The organism is Alphaproteobacteria bacterium (genome assembly GCA_020638555.1).
In the GTDB taxonomy this organism is placed as follows: domain Bacteria; phylum Pseudomonadota; class Alphaproteobacteria; order Bin95; family Bin95; genus JACKII01.
In genome coordinates this window covers 994,111-1,011,011 of record JACKII010000002.1, presented here as the reverse complement: position 1 = coordinate 1,011,011, position 16,901 = coordinate 994,111, and the positions used below count along the sequence as shown (strand labels likewise).

Here is a 16,901-nt window from a genome sequence, read left to right as displayed (position 1 = left end):
GTTGCCGGCCAGTGGATCGAACTGACCGCGCGCGAGCGGGAAGCGCACCGCGCCCGCGATTCGTGGCTGCTGCTGGCGCTGTTCCTGGCGCTGGCCCTGCCCCTGACGGTGGCCTATGGCGCCACGGGCACCATGCTGGCGCATCTGCTGGCGCTCCGGGCCGATTGCCGCGTTGAGCGGTCGCAGTCTGGCCCGCGCTCGCCAGGCGTGAAGCGACGCGTTAAAACGGCGGGTATGTCGAACCTTTCCCCTCATATCGGACTGCTGGTCACCTGTCTGGTCGATGCCATGCGGCCGGAGATCGGCTTTGCCACCCTGAAGCTGCTGGAGCAGGCCGGCTGCCGGGTCTCGGTGCCGGAAACGCAGACCTGCTGCGGCCAGCCGGCGCTCAATTCCGGCGCCAGGCAGAGGCGCAGGCCCTGGCCAAGCGCGTGGTCGCGGCGTTCGAGCCCTTCGACTATGTGGTGGCGCCGTCGGGCTCGTGCCTGGGCACGGTGAAAACCCACTATCCGGAATTGCTGGCCGACGATCCCGTCTGGCGGAAGCAGGCCGAGCAGGTGGCAGCCAAGTCGTTCGAAATCTGTCCTTCCTGGCCGATGTGCGCGGCTGGCGGCCGGAGGGCGTGCGCTTCCAGCAAGGCCACCTATCACACACCTGCGCCGGCCTGCGGGGTTGGGCATTTACGACCAGCCGTTGCGGCTGCTGGCGGCGGTTGAGGATTGGAATTGGTGCCGCTGGCGGGCGAGAATGCCTGTTGCGGCTTCGGCGGCACGTTTGCGGTCAAGTATCCGGAAATCTCCACCGCCATCGTCAGCGACAAGACCCGCCAGATCGCCGCCACCGGCGCGGATACATTGCTGGCCGCCGACCTCGGCTGCCTGATGAACATCGCCGGCAAGCTCAGCCGCGAGGGCCGCGGCGACATCCGCGTCTTTCATCCGGTCGAGGTGCTGGCCGGCATGGCCGAGGGCAAGGAGTGGCCGGGCGATGAGCACCGCCGTCCGCTCCCCGCCAACTTCAAGGCCGAGGCCGCCGCGGCATCACCAAGCCCTCGCTGAAAGTGGCGCTGGACCGCACCACCGGCCTGTTGCAGCGCCGCCGGGTCGACGTGTTGAAGGCCTATCCGGAATTCGAGGCGACGCGCAGATCGGTGCCGGATCAAGGACCACGCTCGCCCATCTCGACCATTATCTGGCCGAGTTCGGGCGGAACGCCACCGCCGCCGGGGCCCGTTGTCCACTGGGCCGAAACGCCGGAGGAGGCCTGCCGCTGGTCGTCGACCTCTGCCGGCAGGCGGACGCAGAAGTCGGTGACGCGGGTCAAGTCGATGCTGGGCGAGGAAATCGGCCTGCCGCGGGCGCTGGGCCGCCGGCATCGAGCAGGTCAGAGACCGACCTGGCCGAGCACATCATCCAACTGGCCGACGAACCGCCCTCGCACATCGTCATCCGGCGATGCACAAGACGCGCGAAGAGGTCGCCGACCTGTTCGCCCACCACCACAAGAGCGCCGAAAATCGACGGCGAGGTGGGGACGCTGGTGGAGAGCGCGCGGCAGGAGTTGCGGCCGAAATACGTCGCCGCCGACGTCGGCATTTCCGGCGCGAACTTCCTGATCGCGTCCACCGGCAGCGTGGTCACGGTGACGAACGAGGGCAATGCGGGCTGACCACCGAACTGCCGCGCCTGCACATCGTCACCGCCGGCATCGAGAAACTGGTGCCGGAGCCGGAGCACGCGCTGGTGCTGCTGCGCCTGCTGGCGCGCTCGGCGCTGGGGACGGAATTCACCCAGTACACCAGCTTCTTCACCGGCCCGCGCCGCGCGGGCGAGACCTCGGGGCCGGAAGCGATGCACATCGTGCTGGTCGACAATGGCCGCACGCAGATGCTGGCCAGCGAGATGCGCCCGATGCTGCGCTGCATCCGCTGTGCGGCCTGCATCAACCACTGCCCGGTCTATGGCGCCATCGGCGGCCATCCCTACGGCGCCACCTATCCGGGGCCGATGGGCAGCATTCTGACGCCGGCGCTGCAATCGCTGGAGGTGGCGAAAGACCTGCCGCATGCCTGCACCCTGAACGGCCGCTGCCAGGAGGTGTGCCCGGTCAAGATCCCGCTGCCGGACCTGATTCGGTCGCTCCGCGACGACACCTGGCGGCGCAATCTGGTGCCGAAGCCGGCCCGCCTGGCGGTGCAGGGCTGGGCCTGGGTGGCGGCGCGGCCGCGGCTCTATCGGCGGGCGGCGAACCTGGGGAATTGGGCGCTGCGGCTCTGGGCCGGCCCGAAAGGCATGATCGCCCGGCTGCCGCTGGCCGGCGGCTGGACCCGCGGCCGCGACTTCCCGGCCCCGACCGGCCCGACCTTCCTCCAGCAATACCAGGCGCAGCAACGGAGGGCAGCCGATGAGCGATGCCCGCAGCCGCATCCTGGCCCGCATCGCCGCGGCGCGCGGTGCGCCTCTGCCGGCGTCCAACGCCATCGCCGCCGAGCGGCGGCACTGCTGCCGGATGCCAGCGCGACACAGCCGACCTTCACCGAGCAGGACACCTCGCCCGGTTCGAGGCCATGGCCACCAGCGAGCGCTGACCGCCACCGTCGCGCATCTCGACCGGATGGAGGTTGTGCCGGGCGCGGTCGCGGCCTATCTGGCGGACAAGGGCCTGCCGGCGGAAGCCGCGGTTGCTCCCGTTCTCGCCGACCTGGACTGGGGAGACGTGCGGGCCGCCACGGCGATCGCGCCGAATCCAGGCGGTGGCCGTGACCCTGGCCGAGGGTGGGGTGGCGGAGACCGGCAGCCTCGTGTTTCGCTCCGGCGCCGAAACGCCGATGCTGCACAATTTCCTGGGCCTGCACCATATCGCGGTGGTCCGAAAGGACGGCATTGGCCGCTATCTGGAAAGCGTGTTCGGCGCGGATGCCCCGGCCCTGCCCCGCATCCTGACGCTCGTCACCGGCACCAGCGGCACGGCGGATATCGAGGCCGTCAACATCCGCGGCGCACGGGCCGCGCTATCTGCACATTCTGGTTCTCGATTCCGATCCGCAGACCGGCGAGCGGGCGAAGCCGGCGGCAAGCGAACCTGTCATTTTCGATGACGATGACGCCTACCACAAATGGCTGCGACAACACCCCGATGGCTGGGTGTTGAATGTCCGCGCTCGCGGCGGGCCGGACCATGCGGTCCTCCACCGGGCCACCTGCCCGACACTTGCCCGAAGCGGCGCATCAACCGCCGCAGGCCACCGCAAGGTCTGCTGTTCGAGCCCGGAAGAGGTCGCGGCGGCGGCCAGGGCCGAGGGGCGGCCCGATGGCACGCCGTCGAAATGCTGTTCGGTCTGTTCGGCCTCGCTCGCGCCGGAGTGAGCGCACGATCCGGGTGGTTCTTCGCGCCGGCGAGCGCGATGTTAGAGGGCGAGACGAGATCACCGCTGGAGACTTCCCGCCATGAACGCTCCCCTGCCCCCACACCCGGACGACACCCAGCCGCAATACGCGCTGATCGAGGCCGCCATGGCCTGGCTCGCCGACATGCGCACCGAACAGCCGAGCCTGGAGGACCTGGCCGAGCATATCGGCTATGCGCCGGCGCATCTGCAAAAGGTCTTCACGCGCTGGGTCGGCGTCAGCCCGAAGCGGTTCCTCAGCTATCTGACCCTGGACTATGCCAAGGAACGCCTGGCGGAGGCCGACAGCGTGCTCGACGCCGCCTATGCCGCCGGCCTCTCGGCACCGTCGCGGCTGCACGACCTGTTCGTGGCGCATGAGGGGATCACCCCCGGCGACTACAAACGCCGCGGCGCGGGGCTGGCGGTTCAGTGGGGCTGGCACAACTCGCCCTTCGGCGACGCCTTGGTGATGCAGACAGAGCGCGGCGTCTGCGGCCTGGCCTTTGCCTCCGGCGAGGCGGGCCGGCAGGCGGTGCTGGCGAACATGCAGGCGCGCTGGCCCGCGGCGACATTCGCAGAAAACCGGGCCGCGACCGGGGCGACGGCCGCCGCCATTTTCGGCGAAGAAGGCCAGCGCATTCCGCTGCACCTGACCGGCACGAATTTCCAGGTCCGGGTGTGGGAGGCGCTGCTGCGCATTCCGGACGGCGCGCTGGTGCCCTATCAATGGGTCGCCAATGCCATCGGCCAGCCGAGCGCCGCCCGCGCCGTCGGCGCCGCCATCGGCCGGAACCCGGTCAGCTTCCTGATTCCCTGCCACCGGGCGATTCTGACCAGCGGCTATCTGCGCAACTACGAATGGGGCCTGCCGCGCAAAATGGCCATGATCGGCTGGGAAGCGGCGCATCGGCAAAAGGCCGCTTAAGCGCGGCTAGCGGCGTTAGCGGTTTCTTAACCCCCCGCCGGCCTATCCTGCCGACAGTCTTCGTTGCAGGGAAAGCCTACCGGCGTGGTCGCGCATATCCAGACGGCAGCGTTCAACGGGGTCGAGGTGTTGCCGGTCGACGTGCAGGTTCACCTCGCCCGCGGCGCCATTCCCGGCTTTTTCGTCGTTGGCCTGCCGAACAAGGCGGTCTCGGAAAGCAAGGAACGGGTGCGGGCGGCGCTGGCCGCCATCGGCATGGCGATCCCGCCGACGCGGGTCACCGTCAACCTGGCGCCGGCGGACGTGGTCAAGGAGGGCTCGCATTACGACCTGCCGATCGCCCTGGCGGTGCTGGTGGCGCTCGGCAAGGTCGATGCCAGCGCGGCGGCGCAGTGGCTGGTGCTGGGCGAGCTGGGGCTGGACGGCACCCTGGCGCCGGTGGCGGGCGTATTGCCGGCGGCGATCCATGCGCTCAGCCGCAATCTGGGCATTGTCTGCCCGCTGGCGAACGGCGGCGAGGCGGCCTGGGCCGGATCGGTGCAGGCGGTGGCGCCGCGCGACCTGCTGGAACTCATCAACCATCTGAACGACGACACGACGCTGACGCCGCCGAAGGCGGCCGCGCTGGCGGCGCCTCCCGCCGCACCGGACCTGCGTGACGTGAAGGGGCAGGAGACCGTCAAGCGCGCGCTGGAGATCGCGGCGGCCGGCGGCCACAACCTGCTGATGAGCGGGCCGCCCGGCTCCGGCAAGAGCATGCTGGCCGCGCGCCTGCCGGGCCTGCTGCCACCGCTCACGCCGGCGGAGGCGCTCTCGGTCAGCATGATCCACTCGGTGGCCGGCAATCTGGAGGGCGGCCGCATCCTGCGCCATCCGCCCTATCGCGACCCGCACCACTCCGCCAGCGTGCCGGCGCTGGTCGGCGGCGGCGTCGGCGCCAAGCCGGGTGAGGTGTCGCTGGCGCATTACGGCGTGCTGTTCCTGGACGAGTTGCCGGAATTCACCCGGCCGGCGCTGGAGGCGCTGCGCCAGCCGCTGGAGGGCGGCACCGTGACCGTCGCCCGCGCCAACCGACACGTGACCTATCCGGCGAACGTGCAGTTGATCGCGGCCATGAATCCCTGCCGCTGCGGCCATATCGACGATGCCGGCCGGGCGTGCTCACGGGCGCCGAAATGCGCCGCCGACTATCAGGCTCGCATTTCCGGTCCGGTGTTCGACCGCATCGACATGGTGGTGGAGGTGCCGCGGGTCTCCACCGCCGACCTGGCGCTGCCGCCGGCCGAGGACGGCACGGCGGAGGTGGCGGCACGGGTGGCGGAGGCGCGCGCGATCCAGCGCGAACGCTTCCGGGCGCTGGCCCCGGACCAACACCTGCGCGTGAACGCGGAGGCCGAGGGCGGGCTGCTGGAGACCATCGCCACGCCCGATGCCGAGGGACTGGCCCTATTGCAGCGCGCGGCCGAGCGCCTGCAACTCTCCGCCCGCGCCTATCACCGCACCCTGCGCGTCGCCCGCACGATTGCCGACCTGGACCGGGCGGAATCCGTGCGCCGCCCGCACATCGCCGAGGCGCTGAGCTATCGCCGCCGCAGCGGATAGCGCCGTCGTTCGGGCTGGCCGAATTGAGCGAAATCAAATCCCCGTTTGGTAATCGGGCGCAAACTTCCCAATATTGACGCAGGAGACTGCGCCCGGTCTCAGCAGACGGGAAGGAGATTGCCGATGCTGGTCAAAGACGTCATGACGAAAACCGTCATCACCGTAACACCGGAGACACGGGTCACGGAAATTGCCAACACGATGGTCTCGGCCGGCATCAGCGGCCTGCCCGTGGTCGATCCCCGCGGCAAGGTCATCGGCATTGTCAGCGAGGGCGACCTGATGCGGCGCGCGGAGACCGAGACCGCGCATCGCCGTTCGTGGTGGCTCACCCTGTTCGGCTCCTCCGAAGGCACGGCCCAGCGCTATATCCGCACCCATGCCATGAAGGCCGCCGACCTGATGAGCCGATCCATCGTCTCCGTACATTCAGACGACACATTGGAAACCGTGGCCAACCTGTTGGAAGAACACAGAATCAAACGGGTTCCGGTCATCGACAACGGGCAGCTGGTGGGCATTGTCAGCCGGTCGAACCTGGTGCAGGCGCTCTCGGCGATCTATGCCGCGCGGCCGCCGGCCCCGTCGATGAACGACACCCAGTTGCGGGCCGAGGTGGAGCGGCATATCGAAGACACCGGCGTCCCGGCCTTCTATCTGAATGTGGTCGTCGCCAACGGGGTCGTCGATCTGTGGGGCGTCGTCTCGACCCGGGACGAGGCCGATGCCCTGCGCGTCGCGGCGGAGTCGGTGCGCGGCGTCAAATCGGTTAGCATGCACGTGACCGCCAACGCCCAGCTCTTGAGCGGCGTCTGACCCCGGCTCCCGACAGGAACGCTTGCACCCCATGACCTCGAAACCCATCACCGACCAGGCCGAAGTCTCCATCGACTTTCCGGACAAGTTCTACCACGGCTCGTTCAGCCACAGCAGCCGGTACGACGTGAAGGCCGACGGCGAAGGCCTGCACCTCTACCTGCAACACCAGACCGGCGAGAAGCGGCAGGTGGGCTTTCACCTGCACTATTACCTGCTGGCCGAACTGCTGGCCGCCGCGGCCGAGGAGACGGCCAAGGTGGAAGGACTTCAGCCGCCGGTGCTGGAGAAGCTGCGCGAAGCCGGCGCACTCTGGCAGAAGGTCGGGACGGAGGGCTGAGCCCTCCCCCGTTCAGGCGCCTGCCGCTTCCGCCAGCTTGGCCAGCAGGCGGGCGTTGGAGCGCAGGCCGTGGTGGAAGCAGACCTGCTCGAACTTCTCGTTCGGGCTGTGGATCTGGTCGTCGTTCAGGCCGAAGCCCATCAGCACGCTGTCCAGGCCCAGAATGCGCTTCATCTTCTCCACCACGGGGATGGAACCGCCGGAGCCCACCGTCACCGCCGGCCGGCCGAACTCGTCGGCGAGCGCCGCCCGCGCGGCCTGAAGCTCCGGCAGGTCGAGGGGCACTTCCATCGCCGGGGCGCCGTGCAGGTCCGACACCTCGACCCTGGCGCCGGCCGGCGCGCGGTCGTCGCAGAATTGCTGGAAGGCGCGCACCACCTGGTCCGGGTCCTGGCCGGTGACGAGGCGGAAAGAGACCTTGGCAAAGGCTTCCGAGGCGATCACGGTCTTGGAGCCGGGGCCGGTATAACCGCCCCAGATGCCGTTGATGTCGGCGGTCGGCCGGGCCCAGAGCCGCTCCAGCCCGCTGCGCTGCGCCTCGCCCGACGGCGCGGAGAGGCCGACATCGGCCAGGAAGGCGGCCTCGTCGAAGCCCAGCGCCTCCCATTCCGCCTTCTGCTCCATCGAGCGCTCGGGGATATTGTCGTAAAAGCCCGGCAACTGGATCCGGCCAGCGTCGTCGGTCAGGTCGCCCAAGATCTTGGCAAGTGCGTTGATCGGGTTGAGCGCGCTGCCGCCATACAGGCCGGAATGCAGGTCGCGCGACGGGCCGGTCAGCTTCACCTCGGTATAGGCCATGCCGCGCAGCATGGTGGTGATGGCCGGCGTGTCCACGTCCCACATGCCGGTGTCGCAAACCACGGCGATGTCGGGCTCGGATAGCTCCGCCCGATTCGCTTCCAGGAAGGGAACGAGCGAGGGCGAGCCGCATTCCTCCTCGCCCTCCAGGAACACGGTGACGCGGCAGGGCAGGTTGCCGTGCACCGCGTGCCAGGCCCGGAACGCCTCGAAAAACATCATCACCTGGCCCTTGTCGTCGACCGCGCCGCGGGCGACGATGCGCTTGCCGTGCGGGCCGTCCACCAGGGTCGGCTCGAACGGGCCGGTGTGCCAGAGGTCCAACGGTTCCGGCGGCTGCACGTCGTAATGTCCGTAATAGAGCACGTGGGGCGCGTCGGGGCCGGCGCCGTCATGGTGGGCGACAACCATCGGATGGCCGGCGGTGGGCCGGATTTCGGCGCGAAACCCGCACTCGGCCAGCCGGTCCGCGGCCCACCCCGCCGCGCGCAGGCATTCGTCCTTGTAGGCGGGATCGGTGCTGATCGATGGAATGCGCAGGAAGTCGAACAACCGGCCGAGCGAGCCGTCGAGGTCGGCATCGGCATGGGCGAGAACGGCGTCGATGGGGCGGGACATGCGGAAACTCCGGAACGCGGGGAGGCTTTCGGGCCGAGGCCGCGGGCACTGTAGTCCAGGCCATCCCGAACGCCAATGTCCGGCGCCCCGATGCCGTGGGTTGCGACGGCATGCGACTTCACGCCCGTCGATCAATCCGATGATGTGTTGCAACATCGTTGGCCAATCAACGGTCGCTTACACACTGATAATTCCGGCTTCCCCCCGGGTCCGAGGGGCGGGTAAGGTGGTTGCAAGCGACTTGTCTGCGCTACTTCACCGTGCGTATCCGTGTTTGTTTTCGCCCTCCCGGTCGGGGGCAGCCATCGTGAGGCGGTGGAATGGGCTTTCCAACCCGTTCCCAGGTTGGATTCGGATCGATTATGGCTCTATCGGCCAAGAATAGGTCCATTCCGACGCCGCAGTTTCAAATCCCATAACTTGCCACCCCAGCCTTCAAGACGAACCTATGCCCACCATATTCAAGCGGAAGTCCAGGTACGAACTCGTCAAGCTATGCATTTTGGCGATCATTATCGGGGTGGTGACCGGATTTGGCGCCATCTTTTTCCGATTATTGATCGCCTTGATTCATAACGCCGCGTTTCTTGGCGTCTTTTCCTGGGAAGAAATCAGCCACGTGCCGACCCAGGTGGGCGTCTGGGGGCCACTGGTCATTCTGGTGCCGATCATCGGCGGCCTGGGTGTCGTCTACCTGGTCAAGACCTTCGCGCCGGAGGCTCGGGGGCACGGCGTGCCGGAGGTGATGGACGCGGTCTATTACAAGGAGGGCAAGATCCGCCCGGTGGTTGCGGTGGTGAAGTCGCTGGCCTCGGCGCTGTCGATCGGCACCGGCGCATCGGTCGGCCGCGAAGGCCCGATCATCCAGATCGGCTCGTCCTTCGGTTCAAGCCTGGCCCAGCTTCTGGGGCTGGCGCCCTGGCAACGCATCACCCTGCTGGCGTCCGGCGCCGGCGCGGGGATCGCCGCCACCTTCAACACACCGCTGGGCGGCGTGATGTTCGCGGTCGAATTGTTGATGCCGGAGGTCTCCAGCCGCACCTTCCTGCCGGTGGTGCTGGCCACCGCGACGGCGACCTATGTCGGCCGCATGTTCTTCGGCATGGCGCCGGCGTTCACGGTGCCGCTGATCTCCGACCCGGTCGTCGACGTCATCAACCTGCCGGAACTGGGCGGCTTCATCCTGCTGGGCGTGGTCATCGGCCTGGGCGCGGTCGCGTTTATTCGGCTGCTGTCCTATCTGGAAGACGTGTTCCCGAGCCTGCCGGTCAATATCTATGTCCAGAACATTATCGGCATGGCGATCATCGGCACGGCGATGTATGTGCTGTCGCTGGTCTATGGCCAGTATTTCATCGAAGGCGCCGGCTACGTCACCATCCAGGGCATTCTGGATGACCAGTTCAACTCCATCACCATCCTGGCGGTGCTGTTCATCGCCAAGCTGCTGGCGACGACGATCAGCCTGGGGTCGGGCGCGTCGGGCGGTGTGTTTTCGCCGTCGCTGTTCCTGGGCAGCACGCTCGGCGGGCTCGTGGGCGCCATCCTGGCCTATATCTGGCCGGACGGCGGCTTTTCGGTCGGGGAGTTCGCGCTAGTCGGCATGGCGGCGATGGTCGGCGGCGCCACGGGCGCGGCCATGACCGCAATCGTCATGATTTTCGAGATGACACGGGATTACAACCTGATCGTCCCGATGGTGACCGCCGTGGCGCTGGCGATTGGCGTGCGCCGCGCCCTGTCGCCGGAAAACATCTATACGATCAAACTGGTTGGCCGCGGGCACCGCATCCCGAAAGAGCGGCACACCAACATGTTCCTGGTGCGCCATGCCGGCAATGTCATGGACGAACGCTTTCTCGTCCTGCCGGTGGATACGGGCATGGCCGCCGCCGCCGCGCAGGTCAAGGCAACGGAGCCGCGCCCGCACTATGTGATCTTCCACGAGGGCGACCACATCAAATCCGTGGTGCCGTACGAGACCTATTTCGACTCGTCCGAAGAAACCGGGGCGACGGTCCGGCCGCAGAAGTCGCTACGGTTCGTGCTCGCCCGCCCCACCGACATTCTGCACGACGTGCTGAAACGGCTGGGACACGGGGTCGGCGGCGTGGCGCTGGTGGTGGAAAACAAGGGCGTGCCGCGGATCAACGACGTCCGCGGCGTGATCTCGCTCGAAAATATCGGCGAGGAAGTGTTGCGCCACTTCCGTCAGTGAGGCGTGAGGAAGTGCTGCGCCACTTCCGTCAGTGAGGCGTGAGGAAGTGCTGTGCCACTTCCGTCAGTGAGGCGTCGGGATCGGCCGTTGCCTCAGCGGCACTGGCCGATCGACCCTTCCGCGCAGCGGCGGCGGCCATCGGTCCAGAGCGCGCCGGAAAGGTTCGCCTCCAGCAGGTCGGCGCCGCGCATCTTGGCATTGGAGAAATCGGCGCCGCGCAGATCGGCCCGGAACAGCCGGGCCCGGCTCAAATCCGCCCCCTCGAACGTGGCCTGGCGCAGGTCCGCATTGGTGAAATCCGCCTCGCGCAGCCGCGCCTCGGTCAGGCGCACCCGCACCATGGTGGCGTGAATGAACTTGGCGCGGCTCGCATCGGCGCCGGAGAGATCGGCGTCGGTCAGGTTGCCGCGGCTGAACGTGGCGTCCTTCAACCGCGCCTCGACGAGGGTGACGCCGGAGAAGTTGCGCTCGTCGAAATAGCAGCGGGTCCAATCGACCTTGGGCCCCGGCGGGTCGACACAATCCGCATGCGCCGAAGCCCCCGGCAATGCCAGCAGGCCGGCGAACAGAGCGATGCAGAGAGAGCGTCGCATGGCGCGCCTACCCGGCCTTGCGCCGGATCCCGATGGTGCGGCCGACTTTTTCCGGGCGCGGCAGATGGCGGTGCTCCTGCATCAGGGCTTCGAGGCGCTCTTTCATCTCCGGCGCGAACGGCGCGGATCGGCGCTGGCTCATGTCGATATGGATGGTCATCAACTCGTTCGTGGCCGCCAGATAGCCTTCGGTGCCGTGGTACATCTCGTGGAAATAGTGAATGCGCTTGTCGTCATAATCCAGGAGGTAGGTTTTGAAGGCCAGGGGATCGCCCTCCAGCACCTCCCGATCATAGGTAATGTGGCCTTCCAGGGTAAAAGTCGAAAAGTTGTACTTATTCTTGTATGCCTCCCCCAGGCCCAGATAGTCGAAAAAGGCATCGGTGGCATAGTCGAACGCCAGCACATAAAAGGCGACGTTCATATGGCCATTATAGTCGATCCATTCGGGGCGCACGCTGTCGGTGTGGATGGCGAGAGGGGCCTTGGCCGTCATGGTTCCGGGTCGCTCCAAAAGGTGTTGCAGGCGGTCACGGGCACGCGCCGCGCCCAGTCTTGACATATTGTAGCGCCTCCATGACTGTCGAAGCCGCTTCGGCCCCTTGCATAACACGAACACGGAGGAACGCCATGGGTTTGGGTCAATTTGCCCGCGCGCTTGCGCTGGGAGCGGCAGCGGTTGCGATGATCGCAACGGCACACGCCGCAGAGAAGAAGATCAAGGTCGGCGTCATATACGATTACACGGGACCGCTGGCCGGCGGCGGATCGGAGTTGCAGGCCAAGGGCGCCAAGATCGCCATCGACTATATCAACGGCCAGGGCGGCGTTGACGGCTATATGATCGATCCGATCTATGCCGACGCCCAGTCCAAGCCCGATGTGGCAATCAACGAGGCCGTCCGCCTGATCGAGCAGGAACACGTCGACATGCTGCTGGGCTTCTACAGCTCGGCCCAGTGCGTGCCGGTGGCCGCCCGCGTCGACCAGCTGAAGAAATTCATGTGGATCACCACCTGCATTTCGTCGGCCGTGTTGAAGGACCGCCACCTGCAATACGTGTTCCGCCCGACCGTGCACAGCGACCAGTACGGCCAGACCTCGGTCGGCTTCCTGAACGCCATGTCGGAAGAAAAGCTGGGCATCAAACCCAGCAAGCTGAAGGTCGCCATCATCCACGAGGACGGCCCCTACGGCTCCGGCGTGGCCGCCGGCAATCTGGCGACCGCCAAGAAATTCGGCATGAAAGTGGTGCTGGACGAGGGCTATTCGGCAACGGCGCCCGACCTCTCGTCGCTGGTGACCAAGCTGAAGCGGGCGCGGCCGGACGTGATCCTGCACACCGGCTATAACCCGGACATCACGCTGTTCCTGCGCCAGGCCCAGGAGCAGGGCCTGCGGTTCAAGGTGCTGATCGGCCATGGCGCCGGCTATGGCGTGCCGAGCAAGCTGTACGAGGCCTTCGGCGACGGCGCCAATTACATCTTCAACGTCGACCCGGTGTCGATCTGGCTGCTGAACCCGAAATCGCTGGCGCCGGGCCTGGGCGAGATCACCGAGAAATTCGGCAAGGCGTTCGCCAAGGAGAACGGCACGCCGGACATGGACCTGAAGGAAATCTCGGCCCATGTCGGCATGGCCGCGTCCAACACCTATCTGTTCTTCACCAAGGTGTTGCCGGTCGCCATCGAGAAGTTCGGCGGCATCGACGCCGAGTCCCTGCGCAAGGCCGCATTGGAACTCGACATTCCGACCGGCGGGACCTTGCTGGGCTTCGGCGCCAAATTCCCGCAGCCGGGCAGTGACATGGACGGCCAGAACGAACGCGCCTTCCCGGTGATCGTCCAGTACATCAACCACGAAATCAAAGTGGCCTGGCCGAAAGAACTGCAGACCGTCGATCCGGTCCTGCCGCTGCCGAGCAGCTCGCCCTTCGCCAAATAGGCCTGGCGGGTCGCTCCCTTCCGAACGGCCACCCCGCACATTGCCTCGAATTCCCCGGGTGCTGGGTGCGGGGTGGCTTTCCCTGCCCCGGCCGGGACGGAAGGGTTCTTCACTGTAAGAGAAGAGAGTAACCGGCGGTGTTGGCTGTCAGAAATCTCGTTAAGCGGTTTGGCGGCTTCACGGCCGTGAACAATGTGTCCTTCGATGTGGAAGAAGGCGAAATCCTGGGTCTGATCGGCCCGAACGGCTCTGGCAAGAGCACGACCTTCAACATGCTGTCCGGCACGTTTCCACCGACCCAGGGCTCGATCGTGTTCGAGGGGCGCGAACTGGCGGGGCTGAAACCGCATCGCATCACCCATCTGGGCATCGGCCGCACCTTCCAGATTCCGCGGCCGTTCCGGCGCCTGACCATTCTGGAGAATGCGGCGCTGGCCGGCTATTACGGCCAGGACGACGTCACGCGGACGCAAGCCTGGGAATCGGCCGAGCGGGCCCTGGAAATCGTCGGCCTGCCGACGGACCCCAAGGCCGAAGTCGGCACGCTGGGCGCGGCCGGGCTGAAAAAGCTGGAACTGGCCAAGGCGCTCGCCACCCGGCCCCGCCTGTTGCTGGCCGACGAAAGCCTGGGCGGGCTCGACGATGCCGAGATGGACCAGGCGGCGGACATGCTCAACATGGTGCGCAAGGAAATGGGCATCACCATCATCTGGGTGGAGCACATCATGGGCGTGCTGATGCGGGTGGTGGACCGCGTCATGGTGCTGGATCACGGCGAGAAGATCTGCGAGGGCAGCCCGGCGGATGTCGCCGGCGACCCAAGGGTGATCGAGGTCTATCTGGGCACCGACGCCAGCCATGCGAGCGAGGCCGCCGAGCGCGGCGCCGCGGCGCGCACCTGACCCGTTACGGCTAGGCATTCTGACATCATGCTCAATTTATCGAATGTGGACGCCGGCTACGGCACCTTCCAGGCGCTGTTCGGCGTCAGCCTGGAGGTTCGGGCCGGCGAGGCGGTGGCCGTCATCGGGCCGAACGGCGCCGGCAAGACGACGCTGATGCGGGTCATTTCCGGCCTGATCGCGGCCCGCGGCGGAACGATGGTCATGGAAGGCGCAGACCTGACCAAGACCCCGCCGCACGAGATCATCACGCTCGGCATCGCCCACGTGCCCGAGGGCCGGCGCCTGTTCCCCGGCATGACCGTGGAAGACAATCTGCGCATGGGCGCCTTCATCCCCTCGGCCCGGGCCAAGTTCGACGAGCGGCTGGCCTTCGTCTACGAACTGTTCCCGCGCATGAAGGAGCGGCGCCACCAGTTGGCCGGCACCATGTCCGGCGGCGAGCAGCAAATGTGCGCCATCGGCCGCGCGCTGATGAGCGAGCCGAAACTGCTGCTGCTGGACGAGCCGTCCGCCGGTCTGGCGCCGGTGATCGTGCAGCGCATTTTCGAACTGGTGCAGCAAATCCGCGAACGGGGCCTGACGGTCCTGATCGTCGAGCAGAACGTGCAGCAGGTGCTGCAGGTCGTCGACCGGGCCTATGTGCTGGAAGCCGGTTCGATCCGCATGAGCGGCTCGTCCCGGGAGCTTGCGGCAAGCGAAGAGGTCCGGCGCCTCTATATGGGCCTGTGATGGCCGGCGCGCTTGGGAGAATAGGCAAGTGAACAAAATCGACTCGCGCGTTTGGCTGATCATCATCGCAGCCATCGCCTTTTTCTGTCTGGCCTATGTGCCGGGCATCGTTGCGGAAGGCGATGTGGAATTCGCCTTCACCGACGTGTTCCTCTACGAGGCCATGATCAACGGGCTGTTGCTGGGCGGCGTGCTGGCGCTGCTCTCCATCGGCCTGAACCTGATTTTCGGCGTGATCGACGTGGTGTGGATCTGCTACGCCGAAATCGTGATGCTGGGCATGTACGCGATTTACTATGCCCACAACATGCTGGGCCTGCCCCTGTTCATCGCCATGCCGGTGGGCATTCTGGTCACGGCCCTGGTCGGTTATCTGGTGCACCGGCTGGTGATCGAGCACCTGCTGGACTCGGCGCCGATCAACCAGTTGCTGGCGACCGGCGGCCTGCTGTTCTTCTTCCAGAGCGCGGCGACCATCGCCTTTGGCGTTGAGTTCAAGAATGTCGGCGTCTCGCTGGGCTCGTTCGCCCTGACCGAGGACATTTACATCTCCGGTTCGCGGCTGGCGGCGTTCGTGGTGGCGGCGGTCTGCGTCGTGTTGCTCTACATGTTTCTGAGCCGCACCTTCCTCGGCACGGCGATCCGCGCGATCAGCCAGGACCGGGAAATCATGACATTGATGGGGGCGCAGCAGAGCAAGCTCTATGTCATCACCAGCGTGATCGGCGGCGGCCTGGCCGGCCTGGCGGCGTGTCTGCTGGTGTTGCAGTACGACATTCACCCGTTCGTCGGGCTCAGCTTCGGCCCGATCACCTTCATGATCTGCGTCCTCGGCGGGTTGGGGAACATGCTGGGCGGGTTCATCGCCGCCTTCATCTTCTCCGAACTGATCTCGCTCGGCGGCTATCACTTCGATCTGGAGTGGGGCTATGTCTTCGCCTTCGTCTTTTTCATCGCCATGATGTTCGTGCGGCCGGAAGGTCTGCTGGGGAAACGGTCATGAACAGCCTGATCCTGCCCATCGTCCTCGCGGTCGCGCTGGCCGTGATCTCGTTCGTGGGTGTGCCGCCCTATCCGCTGCACATCATGATCATCATCCTGATCTGGAGCTTCACCTATACCGGCTGGTCGCTGATGGGCCGGTTCGGGCTGGTGAGCCTGGGCCATGGCGCGTTCATGGGCATCGGCGCCTATGTAACGGCGCTGCTGTGGAACTATGCGGAACTGACCCCCTGGATCGGCATTCCGATCGCGCTGGCCTGTGCGGCGCTGCTGGCGGTGATCGTCGGCTACCCGTGCTTCAAGTTCAAGATCACCGGCCACTATTTCGCCCTGGTGACGCTGGCCCTGACCGAGGTGGTGCGCCAGGTCGTGGTGGCGACGCGCGACTACACCGGCGGCTCGCTGGGCTTCACGCCGGACCCGAAGGGCAACAACGATGTCTCGTCGCTGATGTCATTGCAGTTCGACACCAAGGAGGCCTATTTCCTGATCGCCATCGGCGTCTGGATGGTCGGCCTGCTGGTCTGGCGCGCGGTCGACCGCTCGATGATGCGCTATGCCCTGGACGCGATCAGCGAGGACGAGGACAGCGCATCCGCCTCGGGCATCAATGTCACGCGGGAAAAGCTGAAGATCACGGTGCTGTCCGCGATCATGACCGCGTTCGGCGGCGCGATGTACACGCAATACCAACTGTTCATCTCGCCCGACACCGTATCCGGGTTGGGGATTTCGTTGCAGATCGTGTTTGCGGTGGTGGCCGGCGGCATCTTCACCCAGTTCGGCCCCACATTCGGCGCGATCATCACCCTGCTGCTGGCGGAGATCCTGCGCGTCTATATCGGCACGGATGCGGTCGGCCTCGACAACGCCATCTATGGCATTGCCCTGGTGCTGTTCATCGTCTTCCTGCCGAAGGGCATTCTGGGCGGCATCATCGATGCGGTGCAGAAGGCCCTGGGCGGCGGCCGCCGCTCGGCCGCTCCGGCGGAGTAACCCGGCCGGCATCGGTCTGGCTTCGGC

The 16,901-nt window shown here is 66.5% G+C and carries 14 protein-coding genes and 2 pseudogenes; 13 read left to right on the top strand and 3 right to left on the bottom strand.

Annotation, left to right across the window (positions count from 1 at the left end; all coding sequences use genetic code 11):
• The first annotated feature begins 234 nt into the window (after nucleotides 1-234).
• The 7 genes and pseudogenes from H6844_10560 (at nucleotide 235) to H6844_10530 (ending at nucleotide 7,071) form a co-directional block, all read left to right on the top strand.
• Nucleotides 235-1,058: pseudogene (locus H6844_10560) on the top strand ((Fe-S)-binding protein).
• Nucleotides 1,040-2,762, top strand: a pseudogene (locus H6844_10555) (lactate utilization protein). The pseudogenes H6844_10560 and H6844_10555 overlap by 19 nt, the downstream one beginning before the upstream one ends.
• The gene (locus tag H6844_10550) at nucleotides 2,759-3,097 is read left to right on the top strand and encodes an LUD domain-containing protein (GenBank protein ID MCB9929838.1); all 339 of its coding nucleotides are present in this window, start codon (nucleotides 2,759-2,761) and stop codon (nucleotides 3,095-3,097) included. Before H6844_10555 ends, H6844_10550 begins: the two are co-directional and overlap by 4 nt.
• A 349-nt stretch (nucleotides 3,098-3,446) precedes the next feature.
• Nucleotides 3,447-4,313: a methylated-DNA--[protein]-cysteine S-methyltransferase gene (locus tag H6844_10545; GenBank protein ID MCB9929837.1), complete on the top strand. Its 867-nt coding sequence runs from the start codon at nucleotides 3,447-3,449 to the stop codon at nucleotides 4,311-4,313.
• 84 nt (nucleotides 4,314-4,397) lie between these two features.
• The gene (locus H6844_10540; GenBank protein ID MCB9929836.1) at nucleotides 4,398-5,915 is read left to right on the top strand and encodes a YifB family Mg chelatase-like AAA ATPase; all 1,518 of its coding nucleotides are present in this window, start codon (nucleotides 4,398-4,400) and stop codon (nucleotides 5,913-5,915) included.
• A 123-nt stretch (nucleotides 5,916-6,038) separates the two neighbouring features.
• Nucleotides 6,039-6,731: a CBS domain-containing protein gene (locus tag H6844_10535; GenBank protein ID MCB9929835.1), complete on the top strand. Its 693-nt coding sequence runs from the start codon at nucleotides 6,039-6,041 to the stop codon at nucleotides 6,729-6,731.
• Between the two features lie 31 nt (nucleotides 6,732-6,762).
• Nucleotides 6,763-7,071 (top strand): hypothetical protein, encoded by a 309-nt coding sequence (locus H6844_10530; protein ID MCB9929834.1) that lies wholly within the window; start codon nucleotides 6,763-6,765, stop codon nucleotides 7,069-7,071.
• Between the two features lie 12 nt (nucleotides 7,072-7,083).
• Here H6844_10530 and H6844_10525 read toward each other — a convergent pair whose 3' ends face one another.
• Nucleotides 7,084-8,487: a M20/M25/M40 family metallo-hydrolase gene (locus H6844_10525; GenBank protein MCB9929833.1), complete on the bottom strand. Its 1,404-nt coding sequence runs from the start codon at nucleotides 8,485-8,487 to the stop codon at nucleotides 7,084-7,086.
• 448 nt (nucleotides 8,488-8,935) lie between these two features.
• Here H6844_10525 and H6844_10520 point away from each other — a divergent pair, with 448 nt between their 5' ends.
• Complete coding sequence (locus H6844_10520; GenBank protein ID MCB9929832.1) at nucleotides 8,936-10,705, top strand: chloride channel protein; 1,770 nt, start codon at nucleotides 8,936-8,938, stop codon at nucleotides 10,703-10,705.
• Nucleotides 10,706-10,797: 92 nt separating this feature from the next.
• Here the strand turns inward: H6844_10520 and H6844_10515 are convergent, their stop codons facing one another.
• Nucleotides 10,798-11,298: a pentapeptide repeat-containing protein gene (locus H6844_10515; GenBank protein MCB9929831.1), complete on the bottom strand. Its 501-nt coding sequence runs from the start codon at nucleotides 11,296-11,298 to the stop codon at nucleotides 10,798-10,800.
• A 7-nt stretch (nucleotides 11,299-11,305) separates the two neighbouring features.
• A complete protein-coding gene (locus tag H6844_10510; protein MCB9929830.1) occupies nucleotides 11,306-11,794 on the bottom strand; it encodes a thioesterase family protein in 489 nt (162 codons plus the stop codon).
• Between the two features lie 134 nt (nucleotides 11,795-11,928).
• On the opposite strand from H6844_10510, the gene H6844_10505 reads away from it, so the two are divergent.
• The 5 genes from H6844_10505 (at nucleotide 11,929) to H6844_10485 (ending at nucleotide 16,874) form a co-directional block, all read left to right on the top strand.
• A complete protein-coding gene (locus tag H6844_10505; GenBank protein MCB9929829.1) occupies nucleotides 11,929-13,242 on the top strand; it encodes an ABC transporter substrate-binding protein in 1,314 nt (437 codons plus the stop codon).
• Nucleotides 13,243-13,379: 137 nt separating this feature from the next.
• A complete protein-coding gene (locus H6844_10500; GenBank protein ID MCB9929828.1) occupies nucleotides 13,380-14,144 on the top strand; it encodes an ABC transporter ATP-binding protein in 765 nt (254 codons plus the stop codon).
• A 27-nt stretch (nucleotides 14,145-14,171) separates the two neighbouring features.
• Nucleotides 14,172-14,876: an ABC transporter ATP-binding protein gene (locus tag H6844_10495; protein ID MCB9929827.1), complete on the top strand. Its 705-nt coding sequence runs from the start codon at nucleotides 14,172-14,174 to the stop codon at nucleotides 14,874-14,876.
• Nucleotides 14,877-15,039: 163 nt separating this feature from the next.
• Nucleotides 15,040-15,879: a branched-chain amino acid ABC transporter permease gene (locus tag H6844_10490; GenBank protein ID MCB9929826.1), complete on the top strand. Its 840-nt coding sequence runs from the start codon at nucleotides 15,040-15,042 to the stop codon at nucleotides 15,877-15,879.
• On the top strand, nucleotides 15,876-16,874 hold the full coding sequence (locus H6844_10485; GenBank protein ID MCB9929825.1) for a branched-chain amino acid ABC transporter permease: 999 nt from the start codon (nucleotides 15,876-15,878) through the stop codon (nucleotides 16,872-16,874). The genes H6844_10490 and H6844_10485 overlap by 4 nt, the downstream gene beginning before the upstream one ends.
• Nucleotides 16,875-16,901 lie beyond the last annotated feature (27 nt).